The 16360-nt window shown below is 69.1% G+C and carries 18 protein-coding genes; 11 read left to right on the forward strand and 7 right to left on the reverse strand.

Translation table 11 applies throughout. The features are described 5' to 3' along the window. Positions 1–45: 45 nt before the first annotated feature. Positions 46–2202: a hypothetical protein gene (locus ACTHN1_RS15565; protein ID WP_440471850.1), complete on the reverse strand. Its 2157-nt coding sequence runs from the start codon at positions 2200–2202 to the stop codon at positions 46–48. Between the two features lie 351 nt (positions 2203–2553). On the opposite strand from ACTHN1_RS15565, the gene ACTHN1_RS15570 reads away from it, so the two are divergent. After that, positions 2554–2910 (forward strand): helix-turn-helix domain-containing protein, encoded by a 357-nt coding sequence (locus tag ACTHN1_RS15570; RefSeq protein WP_440471851.1) that lies wholly within the window; start codon positions 2554–2556, stop codon positions 2908–2910. A gap of 56 nt (positions 2911–2966) precedes the next feature. After that, positions 2967–3431: a methyltransferase family protein gene (locus ACTHN1_RS15575; protein ID WP_440471852.1), complete on the forward strand. Its 465-nt coding sequence runs from the start codon at positions 2967–2969 to the stop codon at positions 3429–3431. Positions 3432–3455: 24 nt separating this feature from the next. Here ACTHN1_RS15575 and ACTHN1_RS15580 read toward each other — a convergent pair whose 3' ends face one another. After that, positions 3456–3779: an ArsR/SmtB family transcription factor gene (locus tag ACTHN1_RS15580; protein ID WP_440471866.1), complete on the reverse strand. Its 324-nt coding sequence runs from the start codon at positions 3777–3779 to the stop codon at positions 3456–3458. A 108-nt stretch (positions 3780–3887) separates the two neighbouring features. On the opposite strand from ACTHN1_RS15580, the gene ACTHN1_RS15585 reads away from it, so the two are divergent. The 4 genes from ACTHN1_RS15585 (at position 3888) to ACTHN1_RS15600 (ending at position 5961) form a co-directional block, all read left to right on the forward strand. Continuing rightward, positions 3888–4772: an MBL fold metallo-hydrolase gene (locus tag ACTHN1_RS15585; RefSeq protein ID WP_440471853.1), complete on the forward strand. Its 885-nt coding sequence runs from the start codon at positions 3888–3890 to the stop codon at positions 4770–4772. Continuing rightward, positions 4769–5185: a YeeE/YedE family protein gene (locus ACTHN1_RS15590; RefSeq protein ID WP_440471854.1), complete on the forward strand. Its 417-nt coding sequence runs from the start codon at positions 4769–4771 to the stop codon at positions 5183–5185. The genes ACTHN1_RS15585 and ACTHN1_RS15590 overlap by 4 nt, the downstream gene beginning before the upstream one ends. After that, positions 5182–5604 carry a DUF6691 family protein gene (locus ACTHN1_RS15595; RefSeq protein WP_440471855.1) on the forward strand — a complete coding sequence of 141 codons (423 nt, stop codon included), beginning with the start codon at positions 5182–5184 and terminating at the stop codon, positions 5602–5604. Before ACTHN1_RS15590 ends, ACTHN1_RS15595 begins: the two co-directional genes overlap by 4 nt. Before the next feature lie 108 nt (positions 5605–5712). Continuing rightward, positions 5713–5961 (forward strand): hypothetical protein, encoded by a 249-nt coding sequence (locus tag ACTHN1_RS15600; RefSeq protein WP_440471856.1) that lies wholly within the window; start codon positions 5713–5715, stop codon positions 5959–5961. 33 nt (positions 5962–5994) lie between these two features. Here the strand turns inward: ACTHN1_RS15600 and ACTHN1_RS15605 are convergent, their stop codons facing one another. Beyond that, positions 5995–6372, reverse strand: a complete 378-nt coding sequence (locus ACTHN1_RS15605; RefSeq protein ID WP_440471857.1) for a VOC family protein — start codon at positions 6370–6372, stop codon at positions 5995–5997. A gap of 212 nt (positions 6373–6584) precedes the next feature. Here ACTHN1_RS15605 and ACTHN1_RS15610 point away from each other — a divergent pair, with 212 nt between their 5' ends. Next, positions 6585–6965, forward strand: a complete 381-nt coding sequence (locus tag ACTHN1_RS15610) for a hypothetical protein (RefSeq protein ID WP_440471858.1) — start codon at positions 6585–6587, stop codon at positions 6963–6965. 28 nt (positions 6966–6993) lie between these two features. Here the strand turns inward: ACTHN1_RS15610 and ACTHN1_RS15615 are convergent, their stop codons facing one another. Beyond that, entirely contained in the window at positions 6994–7362 is a 369-nt protein-coding gene (locus ACTHN1_RS15615) for a hypothetical protein (protein WP_440471859.1), read from the reverse strand. A gap of 173 nt (positions 7363–7535) precedes the next feature. Between ACTHN1_RS15615 and ACTHN1_RS15620 the strand changes: the two genes are divergently transcribed. After that, complete coding sequence (locus tag ACTHN1_RS15620; RefSeq protein WP_440471860.1) at positions 7536–8348, forward strand: MipA/OmpV family protein; 813 nt, start codon at positions 7536–7538, stop codon at positions 8346–8348. A 138-nt stretch (positions 8349–8486) separates the two neighbouring features. On the opposite strand, the gene ACTHN1_RS15625 is transcribed toward ACTHN1_RS15620, so the two are convergent. From ACTHN1_RS15625 to ACTHN1_RS15635, 3 genes are all read right to left on the reverse strand, one after another. After that, on the reverse strand, positions 8487–10811 hold the full coding sequence (locus tag ACTHN1_RS15625) for a GH92 family glycosyl hydrolase (protein ID WP_440471867.1): 2325 nt from the start codon (positions 10809–10811) through the stop codon (positions 8487–8489). 74 nt (positions 10812–10885) lie between these two features. Next, positions 10886–11971: a bifunctional DNA-binding transcriptional regulator/O6-methylguanine-DNA methyltransferase Ada gene (gene ada / locus ACTHN1_RS15630; protein ID WP_440471861.1), complete on the reverse strand. Its 1086-nt coding sequence runs from the start codon at positions 11969–11971 to the stop codon at positions 10886–10888. 103 nt (positions 11972–12074) lie between these two features. After that, positions 12075–12992, reverse strand: coding sequence for a LysR substrate-binding domain-containing protein (locus ACTHN1_RS15635; RefSeq protein WP_440471862.1), 918 nt, complete (start codon positions 12990–12992; stop codon positions 12075–12077). Between the two features lie 117 nt (positions 12993–13109). Between ACTHN1_RS15635 and ACTHN1_RS15640 the strand changes: the two genes are divergently transcribed. The 3 genes from ACTHN1_RS15640 to ACTHN1_RS15650 all read left to right on the forward strand — a co-directional run. Then, on the forward strand, positions 13110–14162 hold the full coding sequence (locus tag ACTHN1_RS15640) for a YeiH family protein (protein ID WP_440471863.1): 1053 nt from the start codon (positions 13110–13112) through the stop codon (positions 14160–14162). Positions 14163–14277: 115 nt separating this feature from the next. Then, a complete protein-coding gene (locus ACTHN1_RS15645) occupies positions 14278–14784 on the forward strand; it encodes a hypothetical protein (protein ID WP_440471864.1) in 507 nt (168 codons plus the stop codon). A 10-nt stretch (positions 14785–14794) separates the two neighbouring features. Then, positions 14795–16360: methyl-accepting chemotaxis protein (locus tag ACTHN1_RS15650; protein WP_440471865.1), on the forward strand; the 1566-nt coding region annotated here is incomplete at its 3' end.

Genomic DNA, 16360 nt, shown 5'->3' on the forward strand with positions numbered 1-16360 from the left:
TGCAGGTGAGTTCGGTGCGATGCCATGGGCATCGATGGCGCGCGTTCAGTAGGCCGCGGGGTCGGCGTTGAACGAGACCGGGACGGTGATCGTCGCGGTGCCCGTCGCGTCCAGGCTGACGCTGAGGCTGATCGCCGCGTCGCCCGCCGCGCCGCCGTTGGCGGGACAACTGCTGCCCGCCCCGGTCGCCACGCATGTCCAGGGCGCGGATAGTCGGGCGCCGTTGGGCAGGGTGTCGTTGACCACCACGCCGCTGACTGCGTCGGGGCCGGCGTTGGACACGGTGATCACATAGCTGGCGCTGCCGCCGGGCGTGTAGGTGCCGGAGCCGTCGCTCTTGGTCACCGAGACATCCGAACGGAAGGCGCGGCTGTTGGTGATCCGGCAGGTGATGCTGACCGGATTGGCGCCGGCGGCCGGCGCGGTCAGGCTGAAGGTGGCGCCGCTGCCGGAACTGATCGCGGTGCCGTTCTGATCGGTGCACGCCCAGGTGGTGGTGTAGCTGCTCAGCAGCGTGCCGGTGCCCGCGGTCTCGGCCAGGTCGTAGCTCAATCCGGGCGTGGTCAGCGCCGGCGCGGTGCTGCCGTTGTTGCCGACGTTGCTGACCGAGGCCACCGTGGTGGCACCCTGGCTGATGCTGAGATTGAAGCGGCCCGGATCGGTGGTGGGCGCCAGGATCTTGGCCAGCGCCAGGGTCGCGACGCAGGAACGGCTCACGCCTTCGACGGTGAACACCGCGTTGCCGACGCGGATGCCGAGCAGCGCCAGCAGGTTGTCGACCAGTCCGCCGAGCAACGCGGTCAGCACCGGTTGCAGCAGCGGCACCACCGCGCTCTGCAGGGTTGCTTCCACGGTGTCGACGATGGTGTCCAGGATCGGCACCAGCGCGGCCGGAAGCGCGATCACGACGGGAGGGAGCAGCGGCGGATTGAGGGTGACGACGGGCGTCCCGCGGCTGACCTCCAGATCCAGGTTGTTGAGCAGATCCACGATCAGCGTGCCCGCGCTGACGGTGCCGCTGCTGGCGGTGCGCGTCTGCGGGAAGGGCGCGTTGACGGTGAAGTTCTGCAGCGCGGGCGATCCGGTCGCGGCCGCGCGTCCGGTCACCGACAGCGGGACCTGCACGTCCAGCAGGCCGACGCCGAGCAGGTTGAGGCGGAAACCGAGTTGCAGGTTGTTGATCACCACCGGCGAGACGTCGGCGTTGGTCACCACCCGCGAACGGTTGAAGAAGATGCTGTCGGCGATGGTGCCGATGTAGAAGTTCACCAGGCCGGGACGCGCCTGGAAGCTCACCGCGCCGGCCACGTAGTCGATCGCGGTGATCGTGCCCTCGGCGCGCGCCACGTCGGCGTACAGCTGGAGCTTGAGCACGTCGGCGGTCAGGGTGATGTTGGTCAGGCCAAGGCCGGCCGCGTTGAGCGCGTTGATGATCGCCTGGGTATTGAAACCCTGCAGCACGTCGACATTGAGCTTGATGCGGATGGCGCTGCTGTGGAACGAACTTCCCTGCGGCCCGCACACGATCACCGGCGGCTCCACCACCTGCAGCCACAATTGCAGGTTGGCGACGCCGGTCAGACCCAGCGCCGCGGTGTTGACCGCGATCGGCGTGGGCGTGGTCAGCACGTTGCGGAAGTTGTAGAGCTGGGCCGAACCGGTGACCAGATCCAGCACGTCCAGATCGATGTCCGCCAGCGAGCCCTGCGGCAGGCTGATCTGCAGCAGATCGGCCAGGCGGATCTGGCCGGTCAGGCCGGCGACGTTGAGCGGCAGCGCGTTCAAGGCATTGGCGGCGGCGGTCTGACCGTCGGCCTGCAGTACCTGCACCATCGCCAGCTGCAACTGCGCCAGGGTGATGTTGGTGTTGAGCACCTGGCTGGTGTCACTGATGCCGAGGTTCAATCCCAGCCGGGTGATCAGCGCGTTGAGGTTGATGTCCGAGCCGGCCAGCGCGTTCCAGTCCAGCACGGAGACGTTGACCGTGGTGCCGGGCAGCAGCGATTGCAGCAGCAGGTTGAGCACCGGTCCCTGGGTGCTGTCCACTGAGACCAGCCGCGGCCCCGCCGAGATGCAGGCGCCGGTGGTGCAGCCGGTCTGCGCCTTCAACGGCGCGGGAGCGACCGCCAGGGTCGCGACGGTCAGCAGGGTGACCAGGAAAAAGTGGCGGAAACACGTCCGCACGAAGCCCTTCGTATCCATCAAACTACCCCCCGTAGTCGATGTACAAGTCCGTCTGAAATCGTTTTCGTTTTTTTGGATCCCGGATTACGCCTGGGGCGATCGATCCGGTGTGCGGACAGTGCGACGGATGCCGTTGATAGATGGGCGCGCTGTCGTTACATTCCCCGGCGTCGTTAGTAATGCGTGATCGTGGCGTTAGCAACGACGAAGGAATGCGGTTGCAGTAAGAGTCGCTTGCCAGTCGTTTCATTTCGCGGCGGTGAACCTTGGCGCGAGAGGGGAGGCAAGCGGAACCGGCCAAGTTTCGGGCAGTGTCACTTGTGGGGCAGCAACACTGACTTTTGGTCCCATGCGGGAAAGGAGCTCCTGATGATTCCGATGGCATTGCGCATCAGACGTGCGCGCGTCCTGGCCAACCTGTCGCAGGCGGAACTGGCGCAACGAGCGGGTGTAAAGCGGAGCGCCGTCACACAATGGGAACGCGAAGGCGGCACCCATCCCAGCCTCGAACACCTCACCTTGATCGCGGTGGCCACCCACGTGCCATTCGAGTGGTTGGCGACCGGTCGCGGAGAAGCCGGCAACCATCCGGTGTTCGAGGTGCCGGCGGTGGCCTCGTCCGGACAGGTGCTGGACGACGTGGAAGCCCGGGTGCTGGTGCTGCTGCGCCGGTTGCCGACGCGCAAGCGCCAGGCAATCTGCGCGTTGCTGGAAATGCTGGTATAGGAGAGGGCCGCCGGCGTCCGCGTCGGATGCCGGCGGTTTCCCTTCCTGGATCCACGATGCCCCACGTGCTGGAAACCCGCGTCCCGCCTCCTGTCGTCCTGTTGTTCGCCGCCGGCCTGATGTGGGGCCTGGCGCGCCTGTCGCCCGCGCTGCGGTGGACGTGGCCGGGCGCCGCGTGGCTGGCGGCGTTGCTGGCCATCGCCGGGCTGGCCCTGAACCTGGCGCCGAAGTGGTGGTTCGGCCGCGCCGGCACCACCGTCAATCCGCTGCGTCCGCACGCCGTCCGCCAGTTGGTTATGACCGGACCGTATCGCTTCAGCCGCAACCCGATGTACCTGGGCCACGCGCTGCTGTTGCTGGCCTGGGCCAGCATGCTTGGCCATCCGCCCGGACTGATCGGCGTGGCGTTCTATCTGGCGTGGGTGACCCGTTTCCAGATCCGTCCCGAGGAACGCGTGCTCGCGGCGCGGTTTCCGCAGGCGTATGCGGATTACCGCGGGCGGGTGCGTCGCTGGTTGTGAGCGGCGACGGCGTCCGGGGAATGGTCAGGATTTGCGGCGCGCGCGGGAAGTCTTCGCGGCGGGCGCGCAATAGGCGTCGTACAGCGCCTGCATGACGCCGGAGGCGGGACCCGGCAGCGGCGAATACAGGATCGACTGGGCCACCCGCCGGTTGCCGACCAGGCCGGCTTCGCGCAACACCGCCAGATGCTGCGACAGCGCCGACATCGACAGCCCGGTCAGGGCCTGCAAGTCCGAAACGCTGGCTTCGCCTTCCAGCAACCGGCACATCACCAGCAGCCGCGCCGGGTGCGCCAGCGCCTTCAGCAGTCCGGCCGCGTCCTCCGCGTGCCGGGCCATGCGTTGCATATCGGTAGGGGCGGGCATGGCGGGTCGTGTCCGGGGCGTCGTGGCTTGAATTGAATTTAAGGCAATGCTAATTTAGCAAATACTTAAATAAGTGGCAAGGAACCGGACATGTCCAGCACCTCCGTCCGCCCCCGCGTCGAGAGCTTCTTCCACGCGGATACCAATACCTTCACCTACGTGGTGTCCGAGAGCGACGGCGGCGCCGCGGTCATCATCGATCCGGTGCTCGACTACGACGCCGCCAGCGCGCGCACGTCGACCGCATCGGCCGACGCGGTGCTCGCCCATGTCCACCAGCGCAACCTGAAGGTCGAGTGGATCCTGGAAACCCACGCGCATGCCGATCACCTCAGCGCCGGCGGCTACCTGCGCGATGCGCTGCGCGCGCCGCTGGCGATTGGCGAAGGCATCGTGCAGGTGCAGGCGCGCTTCAAGGCGCTGTTCGGCCTGGGCGACGACTTCGTCGCCGACGGCCACCAGTTCGATCGCTTGCTGCGCGAGGACGAGCGCCTGCCGGTGGGCGGCATGGAAGTGCGCGTGATCGCCACGCCCGGCCATACCGATGACAGCCTGACCTATGTGATCGGCGATGCGGCGTTCATCGGCGACACCCTGTTCGCACCGGAAACCGGCACCGCGCGGGTCGACTTTCCCGGCGGCAGCGCGCGCAAGCTGTACGCCTCCATCCAGACGCTGCTGGGCCTGCCGCCGGCGACCCGCGTGTTCCTGTGCCACGACTATCCGGCCGGGCGCGAACCTCGCGCCGAGACCAGCGTGGCGGCGCAGCGCGAAGGCAACATCCATGTCGGCAACCAGCGCGGCGAAGCCGAGTTCGTCGCCCTGCGCGAAGCGCGCGACGCGACGCTGCCGGTGCCGCGCCTGATCCTGCCGGCGTTGCAGGTGAACATCCGCGGCGGGCGCCTGCCCGCGAGCGACGACAACGGAATCGCCTATCTGCGCCTGCCGCTCAATCAGCTGGGGCGCCGCTCGTGAGCCTGTTCTCGGCATGGACCGGCGGCGTCCTGATCGGCCTGGCCGCCACCGCGCTGCTGCTGTTCAACGGTCGCATCGCCGGCGTCAGCGGCATCGTCAACGGCCTGGCCACCCGGATCGCGGGCGAGCGCGGTTGGCGAATCGCATTCCTGCTGGGACTGGCCGGGGGCGGCGTCGGGGTGATGAAACTGACCGGGCAGTCCGCCGCTTCACCGGCGAGCATGCCGGTGCTGCTGCTGGCCGGTGTGCTGGTCGGTTTCGGAACCCGGCTGGGCAACGGTTGCACCAGCGGGCATGGCGTGTGCGGACTGGGTCGGGCGTCGCTGCGCTCGCTGGTCGCGGTGCTGGTATTCATGGCCTCGGCGCTCGTCACCGTCTACGTGACCCGGCACCTGTCCGGAGGCGCGGCGTGAAGCGCTGGATCGCGGCGTGGCTGGCGGGCGCGCTGTTCGGCGCCGGACTCGCGCTCTCGCGCATGACCGATCCGAACGTCGTGCTGGGGTTCCTCGATGTCACCGGCGATTTCGATCCGCGCCTGGCGTTCGTGCTGTTCGGCGCGGTGGCGACCACGCTGATCGCGTTTCGCCTGGTGCTGCGGCGTCCCCGGCCCGTGCTGGCCGAACGCTTTCAGCTGCCGCTGTCGCAGGCGATCGATCGGCCATTGGTGACGGGCGCGTTGTTGTTCGGCGTCGGCTGGGGATTGGCGGGTTACTGTCCGGGGCCGGCACTGGTCGGCGCGGCCGCCGGCGTGGACACCGCGCTGGCTTTCGTCGCCGCGATGATCGCCGGCAGCCTGTTGCAGGCGATGACGGCACGGCGCGGACCGGCGTGACATCCAAAACGTGTCATGGCTGGCACGCAGCTTTGCGCGCGGCCCGTTGCAATGCCGGAACGGCGCCCTAGACTTGCCGGTTCCGGCCGAACGAGTGGTGGCAAGGCGATGAACGACGTGATCCTGTTGTACGGCACCAACGATTTCGAGCGCGAGCGTTGGGAGGATCTGCCCGAACTGGTCGAACGCCGTGGCCAGGTGCTGTCGCGCAAGGCCGGACCCCGCACGCCGCAGCCGACCGACCACGCCTGGGAGCCGGTGTCCATCTACGCGTCCGACGATCTGACCGAAGAGGAATTCCAGGATCTCTACGAAGCCAATCGCGCGCACGTCACCGAGCTGAACCTCAAATACTGAGATCCCGCGCGCGGGCGGCGCGGCCGCGACGGTTCAGGCGTTCGCCCGCGGCTTGAGCTGGTGCAGCAGGATCGAATTGCCCTCGCTGTCCTCGCACACCGCCATCCGGCAGACCGGACTGTGGATGACGTCGCTGCGGAACGCCACGCCGCGCGCCTTCAGTCGCGCCATGAGCGCATCGAGATCCTCCACCTCGAACGCAATCGTGCCGCCGGCGGTGGCGCTGGGCTGATCCTCGATGAAATTGGTGAGCGCGAGGCATCCGCCGCCCGGCAGATCGTATTCCAGCCAGTACCGCTCGCCCTGGTTGCCGACCGAACCGGCTTGCAGGCCCAGCGCGTTCTCGTAGAAATCGCGGGCGCGCGCGACGTCGCGGATCGGATACATGGTGAACGCCACTTTCTTCAGCATCGGACGACTCCAGTGAAAGGCCGGGGTGGAAAAGCGTGACCACGATACCGATACCGGGCTCGAGCATTGGCGTCATCGCGCCTTCACGACGCATTTCCGACGAACGGTCCCTCCGGCGACCGGTGTTCGGTCGTGAAATGCGTTGTTTCTGCTGTTCCTGTCATGTTGCGCGCGGATATTGGGGGAGTCCGCCGGAGAAAGGAGGCAGAAGGATGTTGTTGCAAGGACTCACCCAGGAAGGCAAGTGCGAGGTCATCGATGTCGAGGCCGAGTTGCAGCGGTGGCAGCACTGCGGCCCGGTGCCCGGGCGCCACGATCACACCGCGTTCCGCCGTTTCGAACCGACCTTCCGGTTCGCCTACGACCTCTATCTGCAATGGCATCGCGAACCGCTGGACGCGCTGGGCGATCGCATCGAAGGCGCGTACGAGCGCCAGCTGCCGCCCGGCGAACGGCTGGATCGCGAGACGGTGATGACGATCGTCGCCGCGGTGTGGGAACGGATGGGCGGACGCATGCAGGCCTGCCGCATGCCGGCCACCGCGCACGCGCGGTCTCCGGTGATCGCGCCGCAGGCGCCGCCTCCGGTCTGAAGGTTGTGCGCGGGGCGCACCGCCGCAATCAGCCGGAGGGATCGTCCCGCTGCGACAGCCAGCGCCAGGCGCCGAGAATCAAGCCGCGCGCGACCGACCAGTCCGCGTTCGGCGGACTGGGCAGCAGGTCCCAGCGCATCTCCAGTTCGGCGTCGACCTCCGCGTCGATGCGGCCCCCGTGGCTCGCATGGGTCGCCAGCGCGAGCGCGTAGGCGCGGCACGCGTCGTTCCAGGCCAGATCCGGATGCAGGCGTATCCGCCGCTGGAAATCCTGCCGGCTGAAGGCCTCGAAGTCCTCGGAAATCTCGGGAGGATCGTCGCGGGCGAGGCTGGCGGCGACCTGCTGGCTCGCACGCTCAAGGCTGACGGCGCCGTGGGAACTGCGGAGGTATTCCATGGCTGGACTCCGGGGGGCGTGCGCCGATTCTTGACCGCCCCGGCATGACCGTCCCGTGAAAACCCGGCGACGGTCGCGTCCGCGATCCCGGCGCCGGATTAAAGCCGGTTTAAAGCGGCCATGCCTATCGTGCGCTCCCCGCGTGTCCCCCACGCCATCCCGCAGGAGTCCGCATGTCGCCGTTCCGTCCCCTGGTTTTCCTGGGCCTGCTCGCCGGTGCCGTCGCACCGGTGTCCGCGCAGGTCGTATCCGAATCCAACCGCGAGGCCGGGCAGGCGTCGGCATCGCGCTGGCGCGCCGGACTGGCGGTCGCCAGCCGCGAAGGCGTCTATGCGGGCGAGGATGATCGCACCCTGGTGTTTCCGAACGTGTCGTACGAGGGCGAGCGCTTCTTCTGGCGCGGCGTGCAGGCGGGCATGCATCTGTTCTCGCGCGAGAGCTTCGCGCTGGATGGCTACGTCGCCGGACGTTTCGACGGCATCGACGCCGATGATTTCGGCATTCCGGAACTGGCGGAGCGCGGCATCGATCGGCGCCTGCTGGAAGATCGCGACGATGCCCTGGACATGGGCATGAGCGCGCGCTGGCGCGGCGCGGCCGGCGAACTGGAACTGGACGCGCGCGCCGACGTCACCGGCACCAGCGAGGGCTACCAGGCTTCGCTCGCCTATCGGCATCCGTTCCAGGCCGGTCACTGGCAGTTGATCCCCGGCATCGGCGTGCGCTGGCTGTCCTCGGATCTGGCCGACTACTACTACGGCACCCTGGACGAGGAAATCGCGCGCGGCGTGGTGCGTTACCGGCCCGGCAGCGTCACCGTGCCCCACGCCAGCCTGACCGTGCTGCGGCCGTTCGCGGAGAAGTGGCTGTTCATCGCCAGCGCCGAGTACCGCCGGCTGCCGTCCGCGCTGCGTGACAGCCCGCTGATCGATCGCGACGCCAATGGCGGCGCCACGGTGATGGTCGGCTTCTCGCGGGGCTTCTGACGCAACGTCGGCGGCGCATCCTGGTTCCGCCGCCCCTGCGACCGGGACGCGGGTCGCGTCCCGGTTCGGCCTTTCGAGTGGACGCGCGCGCCGCGTCCCTTCACTCACTCATCGAATAGGGACGCTTGTCGCGTCCCCTCATTCGCTCATTGAATAGGGACGCGCATCGCGCCCCCATTCGCGGTTCGGTTCCGCCTGCATGGTGAAGCGCAGTTCGCCGCCGGCCAGGATTTCGGCGTGCTCCAGGTACGCGCGATCCAGCGGCTTGCCGTCGAGGGTCGCGCGGCCGATGTAGGGATGCGCCTCGTCCAGGCCCTCGGCGATCACGGTGAAGCGCTTGCCGTTGGGCAGGTTGAGGGTGGCGCGCGGCAGGAACGGCCGGCCGATCACGTACTGGTTGCTGGCCGGCGCGACCGGGTAGAAACCCAGCGCGGTGAACACGTACCAGGCCGACATCTGGCCGAGATCGTCGTTGCCCGCCAGTCCATCCGGGCGCGGCGCGTACTGGCTGGCCATGATCGCGGCCAGCCGCGCCTGGGTGCGCCAGGGCTGGCCCGCGTGCGCGTACAGGTAGGCGACGTGATGACTGGGCTCGTTGCCGTGCGCGTACCAGCCGATCAGCCCGGTGATGTCCTCCATGTGGGCGAAGATCTTCGGATCCACCTTGGCCTCGAACACCGCGTCCAGCCGCGCCAGCAGCTTGTCCTCGCCGCCATGCGCCCGCGCCAGTCCGGCCACGTCCTGCGGCACGTACCAGGAGTACTGCCAGGCGTTGCCTTCCGTGTAGTCGCTGCCGTAGCCGCTGGCGGCGGGATCGAAGGGCTCGCGGAACGCTCCGTCGCGCTTGCGCGCGCGCATGAAGCCGGTGGCCGGATCGAAGGCGTGCTTCCAGTTGGCCGCGCGCCGGTTGAACTCGGCCGCGACCTCCTTGCGTCCCATCGCTTCGGCCACCCGTGCGATGGTCCAGTCGTCGAAGGCGTATTCGAGCGTCTTCGACGCGGCTTCGCCTTCCTCGTCGATCGGCACGTAGCCCAGTTCGCGGTACTGGGCGATGCCGTCGTAGGGACCATAGTTGGCACTGGCGACCATCGCCTCCAGCGCCTCGTTGGCGTCATAGCCACGGATGCCTTTCATATAGGCGTCGGCGATCACCGGCACCGCGTGGTAGCCGATCATGCACCACGTCTCCTGGCCGTGGAACGCCCACACCGGCAGCACGCCATAAGGACTGTGCCGGCGCGCGGCCAGCAGCGACTGCACGAAATCGTTGCTGCGCTGTTCCGGCTGCACCAGGGTGAGCAGCGGATGCAGCGCGCGATAGGTGTCCCACAGCGAGAACGTCGAGTAGTGGGTGAAGCCCTGGGCCTGGTGCACCGCGTTGTCCGGTCCGCGATAGCGTCCGTCGCTGTCCATGAACAGGGTCGGGCCCAGCAGCGTGTGGTACAGCGCGGTGTAGAAGCCGCGCCGCTGCGGCGCCGGCGCATCGATCTCGATCGCGCCCAGCGCCCGCGCCCACTGCCGGCGCGCGTCGGCGCGCACGCCGTCGAAATCCCAGCCGGGCACTTCCGCATCGAGGTTGGCGATGGCGTTGTCCTCGCTGACCGGCGAGATCGCGACCTTGACCAGCAGCGGACCCGGCGTGTCCGCGAAATCGAACGCGGCCACGATCTGGCGCCCCTCGATCTGCGCGCGCTGGCGCGGATCCTTCTCGCCCGGCGGCGGGAAGCCCTTGTAGGCCACGTCCTGCTCGGTGTCGTGCAGTTGCCGGCCCTGGACCGGCCGCGAGAACCGCAGGGCGAAATACAACTGCCGCCCCGGCGCCCAGCCGCGGGTCTCGCGGAAGCCGGTGACGGTGCCGTCCGGCCGCAGGCGCAACCGCGACCACAGCACCTTGCCCGGATAGTCGTACAGGCTGGTGCGCAGATCGATCAGTACGTGCGCCGGCTTGCCGCGCGGGAAGGTGTAGCGGTGCACGCCGACCCGCGCGGTGGCGGTGAGTTCGGCGCGCACGTCGTAGTCGTCCAGGCTGACGGCGTAGTAGCCGGGCTGCGCGATCTCGCCTTCGTGGCGGAAGCGCGAGGTGTAGCCGCTGCCGGGCTGGTCGGGATTGCCGCGTTCCAGCTTCACCTCGCCGCTGATCGGCATCAGCAGCACGTCGCCCAGATCCGAGTGGCCGGTGCCGGAGAAATGGGTATGCGAGAAGCCGACGATGGTGCGGTCGTCGTGGCGATAGCCGGCGGCCCAGCCGTAGGCATCCTTGCGCGGCTGGATGCGGGTGTCGGGACTGAGCTGGACCATGCCGAACGGAACGGTCGCGCCGGGAAAGGTATGCCCCTCGCCGCCGGTGCCGATGAAGGGATCCACATCGGCGAAGGCGCGTTCGCCGACCTCCGCCGGCGTCGCGGCCAGCGCCGGCAACGCCATCAGTCCCAGGCAGATCGCGCCCGCCGCGCGTGTCCACATCGTCCGCATGCCGCGTCCTCGTGATGGAGAGGGCGCGAACGTAGCACGCCGGGCGGGGCCCGCCCGGAACCGCGTCACGCCGCGCCTTCGCGGCGCAACAGTTCGCGCTTGCGATCCACGCCCCAGCGGTAGCCCGACAGCGCGCCGTCGCTGCGGACCACGCGGTGGCAGGGAATGGCGACCGCCAGATGGTTGGCGCCGCAGGCCTGCGCGACCGCACGCACCGCGCGCGGCATGCCGATGCGCTGGGCGATCTCGGCGTAGCTGGCGGTGCTGCCCGGCGGAATCTGCCGCAATGCCTGCCACACGCGCTCCTGGAAGGCGGTGCCGCGCACGTCCAGCGGCAGATCCAGGCCGATGCCGGGCGCTTCGACGAAACCGACCACCCGCGCCACCCATTCCTCGAAGCCGGCGTCGCCGCCGATCAGTCGCGCGCGCGGAAACTGGTCCTGCAGATCCCGCGCCAATGCCTCCGGATCCTCGCCCAGCAGGATCGCGCAGACCCCGCGTTCGCTGCGCGCGACCAGGATCGCGCCGAGCGAGCACTGGCCGATGGCGAAGCGGATGTCGGTGTTCGCGCCGCCCGCGCGCCAATCCTTCGGGCGCATGCCCAGGCGCTGGTTGGAGGTTTCGTAGAAGCGGCTGTTGGAGCCGAAGCCGGCGTCGAAGATCGCGTCGGTGATCGAGGTGTCGCCTTCCAGCCCCTCGCGCAGGCGGCGCGCGCGCTGCGCCAGCGCGTAGGCTTTCGGGGTCACCCCGGTCACCGTCTTGAACACCCGGTGGAAGTGGTACGGGCTCATGCCGGCGGTTTCGGCCAGTTGCGCCAGCGAAGGCGGTTCGTCGGTGTTCTCCAGTTGCCGGCAGGCGTGCGCCACGCGTTCGGCGTGCTGGCGGGCCAGGGCGGCGCGATCGGCCGCGGCCCGTCGGTTGGGCCGGTAGCCGGCCGCCTCGGCGGCCTCGGGCGTGTCGAAGAACACCACGTTCTCCGGTCGCGGCAGGCGCGAGGGGCTGCTGGGGTGGCACCAGACGCCGGTGGTCCGGACCGCGTAGACGAAGCGGCCGTCGGCGGCCGGGTCGCGCGCCAGCACGGCGGACCAGCGGGGGTCGTCCTGGATGGCGTCGGCGGCGGCGCGCGGAAGGGAAGGCGAGGATGCGTTCATGGCGGCAAGGGCGTGTCGGGGGGACGACGCCATCTTCAGTCCCGTCAGCCTAGCGGACACTCCGCGCCTTGCGATCAAATTCGCGGACCCGGCCGGGCCCGCTTCAATCGCCCGGCAGTTGCGCCAGGAACGCCTCCAGCGCGGGGGAACGGCGCCGGTTGAGCAGTTCCAGCCGGTACAGGCGGCGACTGAGCGCGGCCTGGCCATCCAGCGACAGCGTGCGCACGCGGCGCATCGCGATCAGATCCTCCACCACCACCGAAGGCAGGATGGCGACGCCGGCGCCGGCGGCCACCGCGCGGGCGATGGCCTCGTTGCTGCCGATCTCGACCTGGTGCTTCGGGGTGATGCCATGCGCCTGCAGCAGGCGCTCGGCCACCCGGCGCGTGCCGGAGCCTTCCTCGCGCAGCAGCCAGGTCTGTTCGCTGAGGCTGGCGGCGGAGGCCAGCCGGCTGCCGCTGCCGGCCAGATCGTCCGGCGCGATCACCACCAGCGCTTCCTCGCGCCAGACCCGCCGGTCGATGCGCGGGTCGTCCACCGGGCCCTCCACGAACGCCGCGTCGACGGTGCAGTCGATGATCGCCTGGGCGATCTGGGCGGTGTTGGCGACCATCACCCGGGTGCGGATGTCCGGATGCCGGCGGGCGTAGCCGGCCACGTGCACCGGCAGCCAGTAGCCGGCCACCGTGGTGCTGGCGCCGATGCGCAGCTCGCCCTTGCGCAGGCCGACCCGCTCGCGGATGTCCTCCAGGGCAATCCGCTCCATCGCGAAGATGCCGCGCGCGTGTTCGTACAGCGCCTGTCCGCCCTCGGTCAGCCGGATCGCGCGCATGCCGCGCGCGCCGCCGGAGGCGCGATCGATCAGCGGCAGATCGAGCTGGTGCTCCAGCTCGCGGACCGCCTTGGAGACCGCCGACTGGGTGATGAACATCGTCTCGGCCGCGCGGGAGAAGCCCTGCTGCTCGACCACGGCGACGAACACCCGCAGCAGATGGAGATTAAGTGAATGAGGAATATTCATGCATGAGGGAATTATATGCATTGGACTCATTCCGGGGGCGGGACTAAGGTGCCGTCCGTCGGCGGGAGTCCCCGCCCGCGCCTTCCGCCTTCCCGTCCGCGTTTCCGGTTTTCCCCGATGTCCAGCCAGTCCCTGTCTTCCGTATCCGCGCCGCACCGCCAGTCCGGCTGGTGGCTGGGCCTCGGCCTGGCCGCGCTGCTGGCAGCTGCGGGCCTGTGGCTGGCCGGCCTGCCGACCGTGCAGGGCTGGGGCATCAGCGCGCTGACCGCCGCCATCCTGCTGGGCATCGTGGCCGGCAACACCTTCTTCCCGCGCATCGCCGCGCGCACCGCGCCGGGCGTGGATTTCGCCAAGAGCACCCTGCTGCGCCTGGGCATCGTGCTGTACGGCTTCCGGGTCACCGTGCAGGACATCGCCCAGGTCGGCATGGCCGGCCTGGTGATCGACGTGATCGTGGTGGCTTCGGTGTTCCTGCTGGCGGTATGGCTGGGCACGCGCCTGTTCAAGCTGGATCGCGAGACCTCGATGCTGATCGGCGCGGGCAGCGCGATCTGCGGCGCGGCGGCGGTGATGGCGGCCGAACCGGTGGTGAAGGCGCAGCCGCACAAGGTGGCGGTCGCGGTGGCGACGGTGGTGGTGTTCGGCACCGTCGGCATGTTCCTGTATCCGGCGTTGTATCCGTACCTGGGCATCGACGCCCACGCCTATGGCGTGTATGCCGGTTCCACCATCCACGAAGTCGCGCAGGTCGTGGTGGCCGGCAAGGCCGTCAGCGAATCGGCCGCCTCGGTGGCGGTGATCGAGAAGATGATCCGGGTGATGCTGCTGGCGCCGTTCCTGCTGATCCTGTCCGCGCGCCTCGGCGCCGGGTCGGGCGCCGGTGCGGACGGCGCGCGGCCGAAACTGATGATCCCGTGGTTCGCGGTGATGTTCATCGTGGTCAGCCTGTTCAATTCGCTGCACCTGCTGCCCGCCACATGGGTCGCGATGATCGTCCAGCTGGACACCGTCCTGCTGGCGACCGCGATGGCCGCCCTGGGCCTGCGCACCCACGCCGGCGCGATCCGCCAGGCCGGCGTGAAACCGCTGCTGCTGGCGCTGAGCCTGTTCGCGTTCCTGCTGCTCGGCGGCGGCGCCATCAACTGGCTGGTGATGCGCCTGCTGGGCTGAAGCCAGCCACGGCGCGGCGTCGCGAAGGTAATAAAGATTCCGGTTGCAAGGTCGATGCGTGGGATCTGGGACTGACGCCAGATGACCCATTGATGCCCTGGGGAGAGGGCCGGCAATGGAATCCACCGCCGCATCATCGCGAAGGATCGCACCCGCCTGGACAGGGCCGGGCCTGCTCGTGCTGTGGCTGGGCGCGATGGTGCCGGCGCTGGCCAGGCTGGAAACCGGCGGCGTGCGCGCCTCGCCCGCCTCCGACGCCGCGGCATTGCTGACCGCGCTGCGCGCGCGGGTCGATGTCGATCGCCATCGCGGCATGGCGGTGGTCTTCCATCTGCCTTCGGCGTGTTCCTGCGACGACGCCGACGACACGCGCCGCGTGCGCGAAGCCGTGCGGGCGCGCCGGATCCGCTGGATCGAACTGCCGGGCGTCGCCGACGCCGATCTGCCTCATGCCCTGATCGCCCTGGATGCGGACGGCCATCTGCGTTACGCCGGCCCCGCGCGCCCAGTTGGCCTGTGCGCCGGTCCCGCGCGCGCGCCATTGGCCAGCCGCTACCTGTCTTTCCACCGCGAGGAAGCGCCCCGCGCGCTCGTCAGCGGATCCGCTTGTCCGTGTCGATAAGGAGAATCGCATGTCCACCGCCACCCATTCGCTTCGAAACGACGGCGGCCTCGTCGGCCGTGAACGCTACGCGTACCTGGAGGAACTGGCGGCGGATGCCGACCGGATCTTCCTGTGGCTGGCCGCCGCGCTGGGGGTGATCAGCCTGCTGCTTGCATTGCGCAATGGCCAGTGGACGCCGGTGCTGATGGTCGCGCTGCCCAGCGTGGCGGTCGCCGCGCTGCAGGCGCGGCTGTTTCCCGGGACGCGCCTGAGCCGGGTGACGATGGCGCTGGTGCTGATGGTGTTGTCGGCGGTGCTGATCCACCAGTCCGGCGGCATGGTCGAGGCGCATTTCGGCGTGATCCTGATGATCGCGCTGCTGCTGTACTACCGCGACTGGGTGCCGATCGTGGTCGCGGCCGCCGCGATCGCGGTGCACCACGTGGCGTTTTTCTTCATGCAGCAGTCCGGATGGCCGGTGCCGGTGTTCCCGGCCGGCAGCGGATTCGGCATCGTCCTGCTGCATGCCGCCTACGTGGTGGTGGAGACCGTGCTGCTGGTGATCATGGCGGTGCAGTTGCGCCGGCAGTTGCTGTGGCTGGGCTACGGGCCGCGCCGGTTGACCGCGCTGGCGCGCGACGTGGCGGCGGACAAGCCGGTGCCGGAAGAGATCGCGCGGATGGCCTTTCCGCCCGCTTCGCTGGCCACCGCGCTGGTGTCGATGAGCGGCCAGCTGCAGCAGCGCCTGCATCACGAGCGCACCGCCGGACAGGAGAACCTGCGCATCCGCACCGCGCTGGACGGGGTCACCGCCAACGTGATGATCGCCGACGCCGACCGCAACATCGTCTACGCCAACCGACCGCTGATGGCGATGCTGTCGCAGGTGGAGGAGCAGATCCGCCGCGACGTGCCGCGCTTCGACGTGTCCACGCTGATCGGCAGCAGCATCGACATCTTCCACCGGCGCCCGGAGCACCAGTCGCGCCTGCTCGCGGAACTGCGCGGCACCCATCAGGCCCAGATCAACGTGGGGGGACGGGTCATGCGGCTGATCATCAATCCGGTGGTCGACGACGGCGGTCGCCGGCTGGGCTTCGTGGTCGAGTGGTCCGATCGCACGGCGGAAGTGGAGGTCGAGGAAGAGGTCACCCGTATCGTCCAGGCCGCGGCCGCCGGCGACATGACCGGACGCATCGGCACGGCGGGCAAGCAGGGGTTCTTCCTGAACCTGTCCGAGCGCATCAACGCCCTGCTGGACGCCAACGCGGAGATCCTGGCGCGTGTCTCCACGCTGCTCTCCGCGTTGTCGCAAGGCGATCTGACGGTGCGGATGGACGGTGAGTTCCAGGGCATGTTCGCCCGCATGCGCGACGACGCCAACGCCACCGTGGCGCAATTGACCGACATCGTCAGCCGGATTCAGGACGCCTCCACCGCCATCAACACCGCCGCCGGCGAGATTGCTTCGGGTAATGCGGATTTGTCCCGCCGCACCGAGCAGCAGGCCGCCAACCTGGAGGAAACCGCCGCCTCCATGGAGGAACTCACCTCCACCGTGCGCCAGAACGCCGACTCCGCCCGCCAGGCCAAC

The sequence above is a fragment of the Pseudoxanthomonas sp. genome (assembly GCF_051953815.1).
Classification (GTDB): domain Bacteria; phylum Pseudomonadota; class Gammaproteobacteria; order Xanthomonadales; family Xanthomonadaceae; genus Pseudoxanthomonas_A.